This is a genomic window from Streptomyces tricolor (assembly GCF_002155905.1).
GTDB lineage: Bacteria > Actinomycetota > Actinomycetes > Streptomycetales > Streptomycetaceae > Streptomyces > Streptomyces tricolor.
Map to the genome: position 1 here is coordinate 1 of NZ_MUMF01000312.1, position 15,959 is coordinate 15,959.

16 protein-coding genes and 1 pseudogene are annotated in these 15,959 nt (G+C 70.7%); 16 read left to right on the top strand and 1 reads right to left on the bottom strand.

All coding sequences use genetic code 11. The annotated features are described in order from the left end of the window. Nucleotides 1-211, bottom strand: a 211-nt coding sequence (locus CCN44_RS22415) for a LacI family DNA-binding transcriptional regulator (protein ID WP_143649912.1), incomplete at its 3' end; no start/stop codon positions are given. A 118-nt stretch (nucleotides 212-329) separates the two neighbouring features. Between CCN44_RS22415 and CCN44_RS22420 the strand changes: the two genes are divergently transcribed. From CCN44_RS22420 to CCN44_RS46385, 16 genes and pseudogenes are all read left to right on the top strand, one after another. Next, a complete protein-coding gene (locus CCN44_RS22420; RefSeq protein WP_086698945.1) occupies nucleotides 330-1,589 on the top strand; it encodes an MFS transporter in 1,260 nt (419 codons plus the stop codon). A 9-nt stretch (nucleotides 1,590-1,598) separates the two neighbouring features. Beyond that, on the top strand, nucleotides 1,599-2,960 hold the full coding sequence (gene pafA, locus CCN44_RS22425) for a Pup--protein ligase (protein ID WP_059248375.1): 1,362 nt from the start codon (nucleotides 1,599-1,601) through the stop codon (nucleotides 2,958-2,960). A gap of 143 nt (nucleotides 2,961-3,103) precedes the next feature. After that, the gene (locus CCN44_RS22430) at nucleotides 3,104-4,108 is read left to right on the top strand and encodes an FKBP-type peptidyl-prolyl cis-trans isomerase (RefSeq protein WP_059248374.1); all 1,005 of its coding nucleotides are present in this window, start codon (nucleotides 3,104-3,106) and stop codon (nucleotides 4,106-4,108) included. 84 nt (nucleotides 4,109-4,192) lie between these two features. Further along, a complete protein-coding gene (locus CCN44_RS22435; protein WP_059248373.1) occupies nucleotides 4,193-4,564 on the top strand; it encodes an FKBP-type peptidyl-prolyl cis-trans isomerase in 372 nt (123 codons plus the stop codon). 170 nt (nucleotides 4,565-4,734) lie between these two features. Next, a complete protein-coding gene (locus CCN44_RS22440; RefSeq protein WP_059248372.1) occupies nucleotides 4,735-5,688 on the top strand; it encodes a helix-turn-helix transcriptional regulator in 954 nt (317 codons plus the stop codon). A gap of 15 nt (nucleotides 5,689-5,703) precedes the next feature. Then, entirely contained in the window at nucleotides 5,704-6,708 is a 1,005-nt protein-coding gene (locus CCN44_RS22445; protein ID WP_086698949.1) for a helix-turn-helix transcriptional regulator, read from the top strand. 96 nt (nucleotides 6,709-6,804) lie between these two features. Continuing rightward, a complete protein-coding gene (locus tag CCN44_RS22450) occupies nucleotides 6,805-7,128 on the top strand; it encodes a hypothetical protein (RefSeq protein ID WP_391048181.1) in 324 nt (107 codons plus the stop codon). Between the two features lie 42 nt (nucleotides 7,129-7,170). Next, nucleotides 7,171-7,365: a hypothetical protein gene (locus tag CCN44_RS22455; RefSeq protein ID WP_059248369.1), complete on the top strand. Its 195-nt coding sequence runs from the start codon at nucleotides 7,171-7,173 to the stop codon at nucleotides 7,363-7,365. 261 nt (nucleotides 7,366-7,626) lie between these two features. Further along, entirely contained in the window at nucleotides 7,627-7,905 is a 279-nt protein-coding gene (tatA, locus tag CCN44_RS22460) for a Sec-independent protein translocase subunit TatA (protein ID WP_059248368.1), read from the top strand. Nucleotides 7,906-7,953: 48 nt separating this feature from the next. Then, nucleotides 7,954-8,904, top strand: a complete 951-nt coding sequence (gene tatC, locus CCN44_RS22465) for a twin-arginine translocase subunit TatC (RefSeq protein ID WP_086698956.1) — start codon at nucleotides 7,954-7,956, stop codon at nucleotides 8,902-8,904. Nucleotides 8,905-9,050: 146 nt separating this feature from the next. After that, on the top strand, nucleotides 9,051-11,903 hold the full coding sequence (locus CCN44_RS22470) for a DEAD/DEAH box helicase (RefSeq protein ID WP_059248366.1): 2,853 nt from the start codon (nucleotides 9,051-9,053) through the stop codon (nucleotides 11,901-11,903). Nucleotides 11,904-12,292: 389 nt separating this feature from the next. Continuing rightward, nucleotides 12,293-13,969 (top strand): sensor histidine kinase, encoded by a 1,677-nt coding sequence (locus CCN44_RS22475; protein WP_189397284.1) that lies wholly within the window; start codon nucleotides 12,293-12,295, stop codon nucleotides 13,967-13,969. Further along, the gene (locus tag CCN44_RS22480) at nucleotides 13,966-14,370 is read left to right on the top strand and encodes a roadblock/LC7 domain-containing protein (protein ID WP_059248364.1); all 405 of its coding nucleotides are present in this window, start codon (nucleotides 13,966-13,968) and stop codon (nucleotides 14,368-14,370) included. The genes CCN44_RS22475 and CCN44_RS22480 overlap by 4 nt, the downstream gene beginning before the upstream one ends. Beyond that, the gene (locus CCN44_RS22485) at nucleotides 14,367-14,810 is read left to right on the top strand and encodes a DUF742 domain-containing protein (RefSeq protein ID WP_086698959.1); all 444 of its coding nucleotides are present in this window, start codon (nucleotides 14,367-14,369) and stop codon (nucleotides 14,808-14,810) included. The genes CCN44_RS22480 and CCN44_RS22485 overlap by 4 nt, the downstream gene beginning before the upstream one ends. After that, complete coding sequence (locus tag CCN44_RS22490; protein WP_059248362.1) at nucleotides 14,791-15,411, top strand: GTP-binding protein; 621 nt, start codon at nucleotides 14,791-14,793, stop codon at nucleotides 15,409-15,411. Before CCN44_RS22485 ends, CCN44_RS22490 begins: the two co-directional genes overlap by 20 nt. Before the next feature lie 45 nt (nucleotides 15,412-15,456). Further along, nucleotides 15,457-15,959 (top strand): annotated as a pseudogene (locus tag CCN44_RS46385) (cytochrome P450); the annotation flags it as partial.

Below are 15,959 nucleotides of genomic sequence, written 5' to 3' on the forward strand. Positions count from 1 at the left end.
GGACCGTGCGGGTGCGGCCGAGGCGGAGGTTGCGGGCGGCGAGGTTGGGCCGGTAGCCCAGTTCGCGTGCGGCGTGGCGGACGCGTTCGGCGGTGGTCTCGGAGACCCGGCCGCGCCATTTGTCGCCCAGGACGAGGGAGACGGCGGCCTGTGAGACGCCGGCTGCCTGGGCGACGTCCCGGCTGGTCGGGCGGGTGCTGCTGCGGGCCACCACTCTCTCCCGGTCGTCTGGACGTGTGAACAGCGCACATGGTACGTATGAAGAGGGACGTTATACGTAACACTTCGGGCCGTCGCGGCGTCCCGGGCGAGCCACGGAAGGGCAGGACATGGCGACGGGGTACTGGGAGATCCTGACGGCGAGGCACGCCCTGCGGCTGCTCACGGGCACCCTGGTGGGCCGGCTGCCCAACGCGACGGCCGCCATCGCCCTGGTGCTCTTCGTGCGGGCCGAGGGCGGCAGCTACAGCCTCGCCGGCGCCCTCGCCGCCGTGTACGGCGTCGCCAACGCGGTGGGCCAGCCGGTGCTGGGCCGCCTGGTGGACCTGTACGGCCAGCCGCGGGTGCAGCTGCCCGCGGCCGTCCTCGCCGCCCTCGCGATGGCGCTCTTCGCGTTCTCCGGCACCGATCCGCTGCCGGTCGCCTACGCGGCCGTCGCCGCGTCCGGCCTGTTCACCCCGCCCCTGGAGGGCGGCCTGCGTGCGCTGTGGCCGTCGGTGCTGGGCCGGGAGGAGCAGGTGCACACCGCGTACGCCATGGACGCGATCGCGCAGGAGGTGATGTTCACCGTCGGTCCGCTGCTGGTGACCCTCTGCGTGTCCCTGTGGGACGAGCGTGCCGCGCTGCTGGTGCTGAACCTGGTGGGTGTGCTCGGCGCGCTGTCCGTGGTGCTCTCGCCGCCCTCGCGCGCGTGGCGCTCGGCCCCGCGCGAGGCCCACTGGCTGGGCGCCCTGCGCTCGCCCGGCCTGCTCGCGCTGCTCGCCGCGTTCCTGTTCGTGGGGATCGCGATGGGCTCGATCACGGTCGCCTCGGTGTCGTACGCCGACGGGCACGGCGGTGACGCGGTGTACGGCTGGCTGATGGCCGGGGTGGGGCTGGGCGCGCTGGCGGGCGGCACCGTGTACGGCGCCCGCCAGTGGGCCGGTGCGCCCGAGCGGCGGCTGAGGGTGCTGGTGGCTCTGCTGGCGGTCTGCTACCTGCCGCTGATGCTGATGCCGGGCGCGGTGGCCATGGTGCTGCTCAGCGTGGTCTCCGGTGTGTTCCTGGCGCCCTGCATCGCCTGTGCGTTCATCATCGTGGACCGGCACGCGCCGAGCGGGACCGTCACCGAGGCGTTCTCCTGGCTGGTGACGACGTTCACCGTGGGTGCCTCGGTCGGAACGGGCCTGGCCGGGCCGGTGGTCCAGGCCGGTGGCGCCCTGTGGGGCTTCGCGCTGCCGGGTGCCGCCGGGGCCGTGTCGCTGCTGGTCCTGCTCGCCACCGGAGGGGTCCTCGCAGCTCCCGCCCGGGGGGCGGTCGTTGCGGCTTCATCGGAAAATGATCCAAATCGTGCCGTCGAACCCCGTTTCAGCTCGGGGGATCGGGCGTAATGTTCCCTCATGGACCGCCGCATTTTCGGGCTGGAGAACGAGTACGGCGTCACGTGCACGTTCAGGGGACAGCGGCGCCTGTCTCCTGACGAGGTGGCGCGGTACCTCTTCCGCCGTGTCGTGTCATGGGGCCGCAGCAGCAATGTCTTTCTGCGAAACGGCGCCCGGCTCTATCTCGACGTGGGCTCACATCCGGAATACGCGACCCCCGAATGTGACAACGTGATCGAACTGGTCACCCACGACAAGGCCGGCGAGCGCATTCTCGAAGGACTCCTGGTGGACGCGGAACGACGCCTGCACGAGGAGGGAATCGCAGGCGACGTCTACCTCTTCAAGAACAACACCGACTCGGCGGGCAACTCCTACGGCTGCCACGAGAACTACCTGGTGGCGCGGCACGGGGAGTTCTCCCGGCTCGCGGACATCCTCATCCCCTTCCTGGTCACCCGGCAGCTGCTGTGCGGCGCCGGAAAGGTGCTGCAGACTCCGCGCGGCGCCGTCTACTGCGTGAGCCAGCGCGCCGAGCACATCTGGGAGGGCGTCTCCTCGGCGACGACCCGCTCCCGGCCCATCATCAACACCCGCGACGAACCGCACGCGGACGCCGAGCGCTACCGCCGGCTGCACGTCATCGTCGGCGACTCGAACATGTCCGAGACGACGATGCTGCTGAAGGTCGGCGCCACGGACCTGGTGCTGCGCATGATCGAGGCGGGCACCGTGATGCGCGACCTCACGCTGGAGAACCCGATCCGGGCGATCCGCGAGGTCAGCCACGACATCACCGGCCGGCGCAAGGTGCGCCTGGCCAGCGGCCGGGAGGCCTCGGCGCTGGAGGTGCAGCGCGAGTACTTCGACAAGGCGCTGGACTTCTGCGACCGCCGGGGCATCCGCACCGGCACGGTGGCGCAGGTCCTGGACCTGTGGGGCCGCACCCTGGAGGCGATCGAGAACGAGGAACTGGACCGCATCGAGACCGAGATCGACTGGGTCATGAAGTACAAGCTCATCGAGCGGTACCGGGCCAAGCACAACATGACGATGTCGCATCCGCGGGTCGCTCAGATAGACCTCGCCTACCACGACATCCACCGCCGTCGTGGCCTGTACTACCTGCTGGAGAAGAAGGGCCAAGCCGCCCGGGTCTGCAACGACTTGAAGATCTTCGAGGGCAAGTCGGTTCCCCCGCAGACCACTCGGGCCCGGCTGCGCGGCGACTTCATCCGGCGGGCACAGGAACAGCGCAGGGACTTCACGGTCGACTGGGTACACCTCAAGCTCAACGACCAGGCGCAGCGCACCGTGTTGTGCAAGGACCCGTTCCGTTCGGTGGACGACCGGGTGGAGAAGCTGATCGCCGGAATGTGAGTGGCCGGTGTGCGAGCAGGGCGTCGGCGGTGAAACAGCCGGAACGCCACACGGGCGCCGTACGTTTCCCGTACGGCGCCCTTCTCAAGTCGTAGAGTTGCGCGCACGCCATCCGCAAGATCGACCGATTACGAGGCTCTTCCGTGCGCCGACGCTCACTCCTCCTGGCCGCCGTACCCGCGGGACTGGTCACACTCGCCGGATGTGGTGACGACGAGTCCGACACCAGCAAGGCCGGGGCCTCGCCGTCGCCCTCGGCGTCCTCCGTGCCCCCGCCGAAGATCGTGGACGGGCCGCTGCCGGCGGTGACGTCGGGCACGAAGTTCGGCGAGAAGCCCGCCGTCGCCAAGGGGCCGGGCGATCCGTCGAAGGATCTCGCGGTGAAGACGCTGATCGCGGGCAGTGGCCGCACGGTCGCGGAGAACGACTTCATCCGGGCGAACTATCTGGGCCAGATCTGGAGCACGGCCAAGGTCTTCGACAACTCCTACGACCGTGAGCGTCCGCTGGTGATGCAGCTCGCCCAGGGCAGCATCATCGACGGCTGGCGGTACGCCCTCGCGGGCAAGAAGACCGGCAGCCGCGTCGAGATCGCGGTCCCGCCCACCTGGGGCTACGGCAAGCAGGGCAACGCGCGGGCGGGCATCAAGGGCACCGACACCCTGGTCTTCGTCATCGATCTGATCGAGTCCTTCAACTCCAAGAGCTCCGTCAAGGGCGAGCCGGTCCCGCAGAGCGACGCCGCCCTGCCGAAGGTGGCCGTCAACACCGACGGCCAGGTGCCCAAGGTCACCGTCCCCAGGAGCGACCCGCCGAAGAAGCTCGTGTCGGAGTACGTGCTGGAGGGCGACGGCCCGGAGCTGAAGGCCGACCAGACGGTCCTGTGCCAGTTCCAGGGCCTGGTCTGGGAGGGCGGCAAGACCTTCCAGCGGACGTACGGCTCGGGCCGGCTGAGCCAGTTCGGGCTGGAGCAGATGCAGCAGGCGGTCAAGGGGCTCGCCCAGGGGCTGACCGGCAAGAAGGTCGGCAGCCGGGTCCTGATCGTGGTCCCGCCGGAGCTGGGTTACGGGGACAATCCGCCGAGCGGCGGTGTCATCGGGAAGGGTTCCACCCTCGTGTTCACGGTGGACATCCTCGCGGCGATGTAGCCCGGTGACGCCCGGGGCGGGCGGGACGGCAGCGGAGATGAAAGACTGTCCGCTGTTTCGTGTCGTACACAAGGAGCTTTTGACGTGAGCATCGACAAGCCCGAGATCGACTTCCCGGGCGGCGAGCCTCCGGCGGACCTTGAGATCAAGGACATCTGGGAGGGCGACGGCCCGGTCGCGCAGGCCGGCCAGACGGTCACCGTCCACTACGTGGGTGTGGCCTTCAGCACCGGCGAGGAGTTCGACGCCAGCTGGAACCGCGGCACTCCGTTCCGCTTCCCGCTGGGCGCCGGCCGGGTCATCAAGGGCTGGGACCAGGGCGTGCAGGGCATGAAGGTCGGTGGCCGCCGCCAGCTGACCATCCCCGCCCACCTCGCCTACGGCAACCAGAGCCCGACCCCGCTGATCAAGCCGGGCGAGACGCTCATCTTCGTGGTGGACCTCCTCGGCGTCTGAGCCGAGTCTCCTCCACGCCTGATCGACGCCTGATCGACCGGTCGGCTTCGACCGGATCCGATCATCCGGGGCCCATGCCTGCTCGGGCATGGGCCCTCGGCTTTTGTCACCGCGCCGCGGAGCGGTACGGTCATCGGTCAGAAGCACCATAGGGAAGGCGAAGGGCGTCGATGGCCATTGCCAAGGCCGAGCGGCTGATGAACCTCGCGCTGTGTCTGCTCGGCACCCGCCGGCCGCTCAGCAAGCGCGAGCTGCGGGAGTCGATCGAGGCCTATCTGGAAGCGGGCAGCGACGACTCGTTCAACCGCATGTTCGAGCGGGACAAGGACGACCTGCGCGAGCTGGGCCTGGTGATCGCGACCGTCGAGAACCTCGACGGCGAGGTCGGCTATCTGGCCCGCCGCGACAGCAACCGCCTGCCCCCCATCACCCTGGACGCCGAGGAGGCCGCCGCCCTCGGTCTCGCCGCCAAGGTCTGGCAGCAGGCCCGGCTGGCCGGGGCCGCCAGCGGCGCCCTGCAGAAGCTGCGCGCCGCCGGCCTGCCCGAGGACGTCGACCCGTACGAGGCGCACGGCGCCCTGGAGCCGCGCATCCCGGTGCACGAGGCCGCCTTCGAGCCGCTGATGCTGGCCTGCCGTGACCGCCGCCCCGTCGTCTTCGACTACCGCAAGGCCTCCGCCGCCCGCCCCGAGCCCCGGCACGTGGAGCCGTGGGCGCTGGAGTGCTGGCGCGGCCACTGGTACCTGGCCGGTTTCGACCGCGACCGGGGCGCCGAGCGCGTCTTCCGGCTGTCCCGGATCACCGGCAGGGTGCGTTCCCGGGGGACGGGCTTCACCGCGCCCGTGCCGGACGTCGTCACGGTGCGTGAGACCGTCGCGAGCTGGGCCGGTGAGATCGCCGACCGCTCGGCGCTGATCCGGCTGCGGTCCGGCGCCGGTTACCCCCTTCGGGCGAAGGCCACCAAGGTCCGGGAACTCGGTGACGGCTGGGACGAGTTGGAGATTCCGTACGGGCACGGCCTGGACGCCTGGCTGGTGGAGTTCGGGCCGGACGTGGTGGTCCTGGAGCCGGCCGAGCTGCGGGCCGACGTGGTGGACCGGCTGCGTGCCGTGGCCAAGGGCTGAGGGGGGAGCAGGACTGTGGCAGTGAAACCGGCCAGGACCGTCAACGCCATCGACCAGACCCGGCGGATGCTCTCCCTGGTGACGTATCTGAGGGAGCGCCCCGGCGCCCGGATCGCCGATGTGGCGCGCGCCTTCGGCATCACCGAGGACGAGCTGGTCGCCGACCTCGATCTGCTGCCCATGTGCGGCACCAGCTTCCGCGGCGGCGATCTGCTGGACATCGACACCGACGGCGAGCGGATCTGGTGGCACAACCCGGCCGCGCTCGGCGAGGAGGCGGCCGAACCGCTCCGGCTCGCCGCCGACGAGGCCACGGCTCTGCTGGTCGCCGCCCGCGCGGTGGCCACGCTGCCCGGCCTGCGGGAGAGCGACCGCCAGGCGCTGCTGCGGGCCACCGCCAAGGTGGAGGCCGCGGCCGGCGAGGCCGCCGGTGCCAGCTCCCGCCTGTCGGTGACCTTCGAGTCCGAGGGCGGCGTCTTCGCCGATGTCGACCGGGCGATCTCCGAGCGCCGCCGGCTGTGGATCCGCTACTACTCCCCGGCCCGCGACGAGGTCACCGAGCGCGAGATCGACCCCATCCGGCTGGTCAGCGTCGGCCACACCTACGTGGAGGCCTGGTGCCGCCGCTCCGAGGCCCGGCGCACCTTCCGGCTCGACCGGGTCGCCGAGATCAGGATCCTCGACGCGCCGGCCGCCCCGCCCGAGATAGAGCTGCGCGACCTGTCCGAGGGGCTGGTGCAGCCGGCCGCCGAGGACCCGGAGGTCGTGGTCGAGGTCGGTCCCGGCGGTCGCTGGGTCGCCGAGTACTACCCGCACGACAGCGCCGATGAGCTTCCCGACGGCGGGCTGCGTATCACTCTGCGGACCCCCGATCCGGCCTCCCTGCGCCGGCTCGCGCTGCGGCTCGGCCGCGACGGCCGGATCGTCTCGCCGCCGGAGCTGGCCGAGAGCGCCCGGAGAGCGGCGGTCGAGGCACTGGCGGCGTACGACACGGCGGGGCCGGCGGGCTCCGGGCAGTGAGGCGCCCCCCGAGGGGCGCGGGACTGTAGTGACTGTGCGGCTCGCCGCGTGGGCGCGGCCGGCCACCACGGCGCCGCGGACGCGAGACGGCAGACCATGGCACTTCCAGCGGCGCACCGGACAAAGGGAGCGAGGCCAGTGAGCGAGCCTGCGGGTGAGATGACGGTGGCGACCGCCTTCGCCGGGATGCGGAGAGTGGTCCCGGTGGTGTTCCGGGCCGGCTGCCCTGACTGCCGGGGCCGCTTCGAGCTGGCCGCGAGCGCCCTGCGCCTCGCCATCGGCGCCACCAGCCGGACGACGTTCTACTCCTTCACCTGTCCCGACTGCGGCGCCGCGGTCCGCAAGCCCGCCGGGGAGCGGATCGTCGAGCTGCTCACCGGCGGCGGGGTCAGGACCCTGCGGCTGTACTCCACGGTGTAGCCGGCTGCGCTCCGCGGCGGCGGACGGTCTAGTCTCGACGTCATGTTCTGGCCGATGTTCGCGGTAGCCATGGGTTTCCTGGGTCTCGCCGTCCTGGGGGTGCTCGCCGTCCGGGTGTTCCTGGAGGCGCGGCGCCTGGGGCGGCAGGTGGCGGACTCCGCGCGCCGAATCAACCGGGCCGCCGAGGATCTGGAGCGGGCGGCCGTGAGCACGGCCCGTGCCGTGGACGCGCTGTGAGCCGTGCCGAGCGGTGCCTGTGAGTCCCGGCGGGGCAAGCGCTTTGCGTCACTTCGCCCTGTCATGCTGCCCTGTGGGAAAGGTACGCTGCTGGTCGCGGTGCGGAGAACGAGGCCCGCACCGTGGACCGGGAGTACGCACGGGGATTGCCTCACGTTTACCCCTGAGCGTTACGATCGCTGCCAGCACGACCATCGGACACATGTCCGACTGGTCGGACAGCACCCCACCCCAGCCGCCTCGGTGAGAAGGTAAAGACTTATGTTCGGAAGGCTCGGAGCTCCCGAGATCATTCTCATCCTCGTCGTCATCATCCTGCTGTTCGGCGCGAAGAAGCTTCCGGACATGGCGCGCTCGCTCGGCAAGTCCGCGCGCATCCTCAAGAGCGAGGCCAAGGCGATGAAGGAAGACGGCGGTTCCTCCGCCCAGGCGCCCGCCTCCAACGAGCAGCCCCCGGCCCAGCGCACCATCCAGGCGGCTCCCGGCGACGTGACCAGCTCGCGGCCGGTCAACGAGCCGACGGACACCACCAAGCGCTGACGCAGGGCCGGAACATCCCCGGCCTGCCGCACGAGATGAGGACGTGGGTTGCTCAAGTCTGCCCGCCACAAGGAGAAGGATCCCGAGGGGCGGATGCCCCTTGCGGATCACCTTCGTGAGCTCCGCAACCGGCTCGCGAAGGCCATGCTGGCCATCGTCGTCGTGACGGTGGTCGCCGCCTTCTTCTACAACGACATCATCAACTTCCTGACGAGGCCCATCCTCGACTCGATCGGTTGCCCGGAGACGTTCGAGGAGCTGGCGAAGGCCAGCGGCAAGCACCAGTGCGCGGAGATCACGATCAACGGTCTCCTCGCCCCGTTCACGCTGGCCCTCCAGGTCTCCCTGATGGCGGGTGTGGTGCTGGCCTCGCCGATCTGGCTGTACCAGCTGTGGGCCTTCGTCGCGCCGGGACTGCACCGGCACGAGAAGAAGTACGCCTACGCCTTCGTCTTCACCGGCGCCCCGCTGTTCTTCGGCGGTGCCTACTTCGCGTACAAGGTGCTGCCCACCACCGCGAAGGTGCTGATCGACTTCACGCCGAACGGATCCATCAGGAACTTCCTGCCGCTCGACGACCTGCTCCAGCTGGTCACCCGCATGGTGATCGTCTTCGGCCTCTCCTTCGAGCTGCCGCTGCTGCTGATCATGCTCAATCTCACCGGGGTGATCACCGGCAGGCGCATGCTCGGCTGGTGGCGGGCGATGATCCTCGGCATCACGGTCTTCGCGGCCGTGGCCACCCCGAGCACCGACCCGCTGTCCATGCTGGCCCTGGCCGGGCCGATCTGGGTGCTGTACTTCGGCGCGGTCGCCTTCTCGCTGCTCAACGACAAGCGCAGGCGCCGCCGCGAGGCCGAGGGCCCCGCCGACGACGAGGCCTCCGAGCTGGACCTCACGCCCGAGGACATCGGCGACGTCGAGCCCGTGCCGGCCGCCCGGACCCTGCCCGAGCAGGCGAGCACCGACCGGGTCAACGGTTACGACGACGTGACCTGACCTGACCTGACCTCACCTGGCCTCACCGAGCCGCCGCACGCGATGCCCCCGCCCCCCGAGGGCGGGGGCATCCGTCGTCCGCGCCCGCGCACGACCCTGTGCTCGCCGAGCCGCGACCTCCCGTCCGCCGGGCCACGATCCGGATAATGATCGTCCTGTTGTCAGTGGGGCCCGGTACGCTCGAAAGTACGATGACAGAGGACCTCTCACCGGCCGAGCGGTACGCGGCAGCCCGCAGGCGGGCAGCCGAGCAGGCCACCGCACTCGCCTCCTTCCGCGAGATGTACGACTTCGGCCTCGACCCCTTCCAGATCGAGGCCTGCCAGGCGCTCGAAGCGGGGAAGGGCGTACTGGTGGCCGCCCCCACCGGCTCGGGCAAGACGATCGTGGGCGAGTTCGCCGTCCACCTCGCCCTCCAGCAGGGCAAGAAGTGCTTCTACACGACACCCATCAAGGCGCTGTCGAACCAGAAGTACGCCGACCTGTGCCGCCGCTACGGCACCGCGAAGGTCGGCCTGCTCACCGGCGACAACAGCGTGAACTCCGACGCCCCGGTGGTCGTGATGACCACCGAGGTGCTGCGGAACATGCTCTACGCCGGCTCGCAGACCCTCCTCGGCCTCGGCTACGTGGTCATGGACGAGGTGCACTACCTCTCCGACCGCTTCCGCGGCGCCGTCTGGGAGGAGGTGATCATCCACCTGCCCGAGTCGGTGACCCTGGTCTCGCTCTCCGCCACCGTGTCCAACGCGGAGGAGTTCGGTGACTGGCTGGACACCGTGCGTGGCGACACCGAGGTGATCGTCTCCGAGCACCGGCCCGTGCCGCTGTTCCAGCACGTGCTCGCCGGACGCCGGATGTACGACCTGTTCGAGGAGGGCGAGGGGCACAAGAAGGCCGTCAACCCCGACCTGGTCCGCCTCGCCCGCATGGAGGCCACCCGGCCGTCGTACCAGGACCGCAGGCGCGGCCGGGCGATGCGCGAGGCCGACCGCGAGCGCGAGCGCAGACAGCGCTCGCGCGTGTGGACCCCGGGCCGCCCCGAGGTCATCGAGCGGCTGGACGCCGAGGGTCTGCTCCCGGCCATCACCTTCATCTTCAGCCGCGCCGCCTGCGAGGCCGCCGTCCAGCAGTGCCTCTACGCGGGCCTCAGGCTCAACGACGAGGAGGCGCGGGAAAAGGTCCGCGCCCTGGTCGAGGAGCGCACCGCCCACATCGCCACCGAGGACCTGCACGTCCTCGGCTACTACGAGTGGCTGGAGGGCCTGGAGCGCGGTATCGCCGCCCACCACGCGGGCATGCTCCCGACCTTCAAGGAGGTCGTGGAGGAGCTGTTCGTACGCGGCCTGGTCAAGGCCGTGTTCGCCACCGAGACCCTCGCGCTCGGCATCAACATGCCCGCCCGCTCGGTGGTGCTGGAGAAGCTCGTCAAGTGGAACGGCGAGCAGCACGCCGACATCACGCCCGGCGAGTACACCCAGCTGACCGGTCGCGCGGGCCGCCGCGGCATCGACATCGAGGGCCACGCCGTGGTGCTGTGGCAGCGCGGGATGAGCCCCGAGCACCTCGCCGGCCTGGCGGGCACGCGCACGTACCCGCTGCGCTCCAGCTTCAAGCCGTCGTACAACATGGCGGTCAACCTGGTCGAGCAGTTCGGCCGGCACCGCTCGCGCGAGCTGCTGGAGACGTCCTTCGCGCAGTTCCAGGCCGACAAGTCGGTCGTCGGCATCTCCCGCCAGGTGCAGCGCAACGAGGAGGGCCTGGCCGGCTACAAGGCCTCCATGACCTGCCACCTCGGCGACTTCGAGGAGTACGCGCGGCTGCGCCGGGAGCTGAAGGACCGGGAGACCGAGCTGGCCCGGCAGGGCGCGGCCCAGCGCCGCGCCGAGGCCGCCGTCGCCCTGGAGAAGCTGAAGCCGGGCGACGTCATCCACGTGCCCACGGGCAAGTACGCGGGCCTCGCCCTGGTGCTGGACCCGGGCCTGCCCGCGGGCCGTTCCAACGGACACCGCGGCTTCGACCACCACGACGGGCCGCGCCCGCTGGTGCTGACCGCGGAGCGGCAGGTCAAGCGGCTGGCGACGATGGACTTCCCGGTGCCGGTGGAGCCGCTGGACCGGATGCGGATCCCGAAGTCCTTCAACCCGCGCTCGCCGCAGTCCCGTCGGGACCTCGCCTCCGCGCTGCGCACCAAGGCCGGGCACATCCCGCCGGAGCGGGCGCGCAAGAAGCGGTCCCAGGCCGCCGACGACCGCGAGATCGCGCGGCTGCGGACGGCGATCCGGGCGCATCCGTGCCATGGGTGCAGCGACCGTGAGGACCACGCCCGCTGGGCCGAGCGCTACCACCGGCTGCTGCGCGACACCTCGCAGCTGGAGCGGCGCATCGAGGGCCGTACCAACACGATCGCGCGGACCTTCGACCGGATCGTGGCCCTGCTGACCGAGCTGGACTATCTGCGCGGTGACGAGGTCACCGAGCACGGCAAGCGGCTCGCCCGGTTGTACGGCGAGCTGGACCTGCTGGCCAGCGAGTGCCTGCGCGAGCGCGTCTGGGAAGGACTGGGCCCCGCCGAACTCGCCGCGTGCGTCTCGGCGTTGGTGTACGAGGCACGGCTCGGGGACGACGCGCTGGCGCCGAAGCTGCCCTCCGGCAAGGCCAAGGCCGCGCTCGGTGAGATGGTCCGGATCTGGGGCCGGCTCGACGGGCTGGAGGAGGAGTTCCGGATCCGCCAGACCGAGGGCGTCGGGCAGCGGGAGCCGGATCTCGGCTTCGCCTGGGCCGCGTACATGTGGGCGTCCGGCAAGGGCCTCGACGAGGTGCTGCGGGAGGCGGAGATGCCGGCCGGTGACTTCGTGCGCTGGTGCAAGCAGGTCATCGATGTGCTGGGGCAGATCTCGGCGGCGGCGCCCGCGGAGGGCTCGACCGTGGCCAAGGCCGCGCGGAAGGCTGTGGATCAGTTGCTGCGCGGGGTGGTCGCCTACTCGTCGGTGGGGTGACCTGACGGTCGGCGGGTGCGGGCGCGTGCTGGTCGCTCGCGCCCACGGCGAAGGGAACGGCGACCGGGACCGCTGAGGTGCGGCCCCGGTCGCCGTTTCACTCTTTACGGTGAGTGACATTCGCACGTCCGTACGCCGATACTCTTCGTGTACGAACAAAGACTCAGCGTGCAAAAGGAGTCGAGGCTACTCCTCTCGCAGGGTGATTTCAGGTGCTTGCCGAATATGACACGGCGATGATCCGGTCGGACTAAGCTCGCCCGCGGCGCACCGAGTTGAGGCAATTCGTGCGCCTGTTCCCATACGTGCAGTAGATCCCTACCAGTCCCCTGACGTCTTCCCCACGCAAGCTCCCCCGACACCCAGCCGACTCGTCTCAGAAGGCATCCATGGTGAGTGTTCAGAAGCCTCCCGGTCGCCGTGAACGTCCCTATGCGCGCGTGCTGTTGCCCCCGGCCATAGTGATGGCCGCGGCGGCCGGAGCCGCCGTCGCCCTGGTACCGCCCGCGGCCCGGGTGGCCGTCGGCGTGTGCGGAGCGCTGGCCGTGCTGCTGGTCCTCGGCACCGCCGGGGAGGCCGCCCGCCGCGGCCGCAAGCTCCGCGAGGTGCAGGCCGAACACGCCCGTCACACCGCGTATCTGGAACAGCGGATCGCCGCGCACAACGAGCTGATGGAGCGCTTCGCCACCGAGGTGCTGCCCAACGGCTTCTACCGGCTGCGCCGCGGTCAGGTGCTGCGCAACGTCGTACGCGACGTCTTCGACGCGGACCCCGGACTGCGCGGCCTGCCCGAGGGCTACCGCGAACTGGTGCGCATCGCGCTGCGCGGCGCCGACCAGGAGATCTCCATGCGCGACGCCACCGAGCGCTCCTTCGTGAGCGTCGCGCGCCGCGTCCAGGCCATCGTCCACCAGCAGGCCTACGAACTCCGCGAGATGGAGGAGGACCACGGCCGCAACCCGGAGGTCTTCGACGACCTGCTGCGCATCGACCACGGCACCTCGCTGATCGGCCGGCTCGCCGACACCATCTCCGTGCTCGGCGGCGGCCGGCCCGGCCGCCAGTGGCCCAAGCCGGTCTCCCTCTACAGCGTGCTGCGCGGCGCCATGTCGCGCATCCTGGAGTACCGCCGCATCAACCTCGCCTCGATCGTCAACATCAACATCAAGGGCACCGCGGTCGAGCCGGTCATCCACGCCGCCGCCGAACTCCTCGACAACGCCACGCGCTACTCGCCGCCCACGACCAAGGTGCACGTCACCGCCGTCGAGGTGCAGTCGGGCATCGTCATCGAGATCGAGGACTGCGGAGTCAGCCTCAGCGAGGAGTCCCGCGCCCGCATCGAGCAGATGATCGAGGACGCCAAGAACGGCGAGGACGCGCACAACCTCGGTGAGAACCCGCGCCTCGGCCTCGCCGTCGTCGGCCGCCTGTGCAAGCGGTTCGACATGGAGGTCTCGCTGCGCTCCTCCGCCTACGGCGGCGTCCGCGCCATCCTCGTCGTACCGCGCGTCATGACCACCACCGAGCCCGGCGTCGGCGCCGTGCAGGCCCACGGCATCGGGGCCGCCGCCGCCCAGATCCCCACCGCGGACGCCGTCGAGGGCCCCAAGCGCCCGCCCAAGAAGCGCCGCCCCACCAGCCCCAAGATCACCGCCAGCCTCTCGCTGGAGGACGACGTCCCCGAGGTCACCGAGTGGACCGCGGGCGGCCTGCCGCAGCGCCGCAGCCGGGTGAAGACGCCGCTCAGCCAGCGGTACGCCGAACAGGCCGCCATCGAACGCGCCGAACGGGAGGGCCGGCCGACCATCTGGTCCCAGCGGAAGGCGGAGCCGGAACCCGAGCCCGAGATCGACCCCGAGCGCAAGAAGCTCATGGAACGACCGCCGGGCATGTGGATGGAGGACTTCTGGAACGGCCTGCGCAAGGGCATGCCCCCGGACACCCCCACCCACGAGCTGACCGACTTCACGCTCCACCCGACCAAGTACCTGCATCTGCTCAACGATTCGGCCGATCCCGCCGAGGGCGCCACCGAGGCCGACGACGAGGGGGACCCCAAGTGATCCACCAGCGAGGCAACCTGGACTGGATGCTCAAGCAGCTGAACGACGGCGTGCCGGGCATCGAGATGATCGTGGTCCTCTCCGCCGACGGACTGCGCATCGCCCGCTACGGCGGCGACCCCGACGCCGCCGACCGGGTGGCCGCCGCCTGCGCGGGCGTGCAGAGCCTGGCCAGTGCCATCATCCAGGAGCTGCCCGACGCCGGCGACATGAAGACCGTCGTCTTCGAGATCGAGGGCGGCTACTTCTACCTCATGAACGCGGGGGACAACGCCTACCTCGCCGTGCTCTCCGACGTGACCTGCGAACCGGGGCGGATGAGCGGCATGATGCGGGACCTCGTCGTCCGGATCGGCGCCCATCTGACCAGTCCGCCCCGGCGGAACGGGCAGACCGTATGACCCCTCCACGACGCACGCGGCGCCGCCCGCAGCCTCCGTCGCCCCCGCAGCCGCGACCGCAGCCCGAGCCGCCGCTGCCTCCGTCACCGGAGGCGGCGGACGGCCGGGGCCCGGGAGAGAACCCGGAACGGCTGTACTCCGTCACCGGATCCGGCGACGGCGCCCGCGCCGAACTCGACCTGGTCACCTTAATCGTGGCGCGTTCCGCGCCCCCGGTGTCCGCCAGCCCGGAGCAGACGGCAGTGCTCCGGCTCTGTAAAGCCCCCCTGTCCGTCGCGGAGCTCTCGGCCTACCTCCGACTGCCGTTCAGCACGATGACCGTACTGCTCACCGAGCTGATCACGGCCGAACTGGTGCAGGCGCACGCCCCCATCGTCCGCCAGGAGCTCCCCGACCGTTCACTCCTCGAAGCGGTGATGCATGGACTTCAACGGCTCTGACACCCTCCCCGGCCCCCGCACCGAGGACCAGCTGCCGCACACGGCACAGGCCGCGGTGAAGATCGTGATCGTGGGCGGCTTCGGCGTCGGCAAGACCACCATGGTCGGTTCGGTCAGCGAGATCAGACCGCTGACCACCGAGGAGACCATGACCCAGGCCGGTATCGGCGTCGACGACAACTACGGCTCCGAGTCCAAGACGGCCACCACCGTGGCCATGGACTTCGGCCGCATCAGCATCACCGAGAAGCTGGTGCTCTACCTCTTCGGCACCCCCGGCCAGGAGCGCTTCTGGTTCCTGTGGAACGGCCTGTTCGAAGGCGCGCTCGGCGCGGTCGTCCTGGTCGACACCCGCCGCCTGGAGGTCAGCTTCGACGTCATGGGCCGGCTGGAGGAGGGCGGCGTGCCGTTCGTCGTCGCCGTCAACACCTTCCCGGACGCGCCCCGTTACCCGGTCGAGGAACTGCGCACCGCGCTCGACCTGGCCCCCGAGATCCCGATCATCGAGTGCGATGTGCGCCGCCGCGCCTCCAGCAAGGACGTGCTGATGACGCTCATGCGCTTCCTGCACTCGCTCGCCATGTCCGGCGCCCTCACCTGACCGGCACCCCCCGACCCCGACCCTTCCGTTTCCGGAGCGACCACTGTGACGCCTGAACCGCCCTCACCGACCGGCACGCACGACACCCTCTCCGGCCCGCCGCCGGGCTGCCCCGCGCACGGCCTCGGCCCCGGAGGACCGCGCCGGCTCTACGGCCCCGAGGCGGAACACCTCAGCGAGCTGTACGAGCGCCTGCGCGAGGAGCACGGCCCCGTGGCACCCGTGCTGCTCCACGACGACGTACCCATGTGGGTGGTCCTCGGCCACGCGGAGAACCTGCAACTGGTGCGCCAGGCCTCGCAGTTCACCCGCGACAGCCGGATCTGGACCCCGCTGCGCGACGGCAGGGTCAAGCCCGACCACCCGCTCATGCCGCACATCGCCTGGCAGCCCATCTGCTCGCACGCCGAGGGCGAGGAGCACAAGCGGCTGCGCGGCGCGGTCACCGCGGCCATGGAGACGATCGACCACCGCAGCGTGCGCCGCCACATCGGCCGCTACACCCAGATCCTGGTCAACAGCTTCTGCGAGCGGGGCCGGGCCGACCT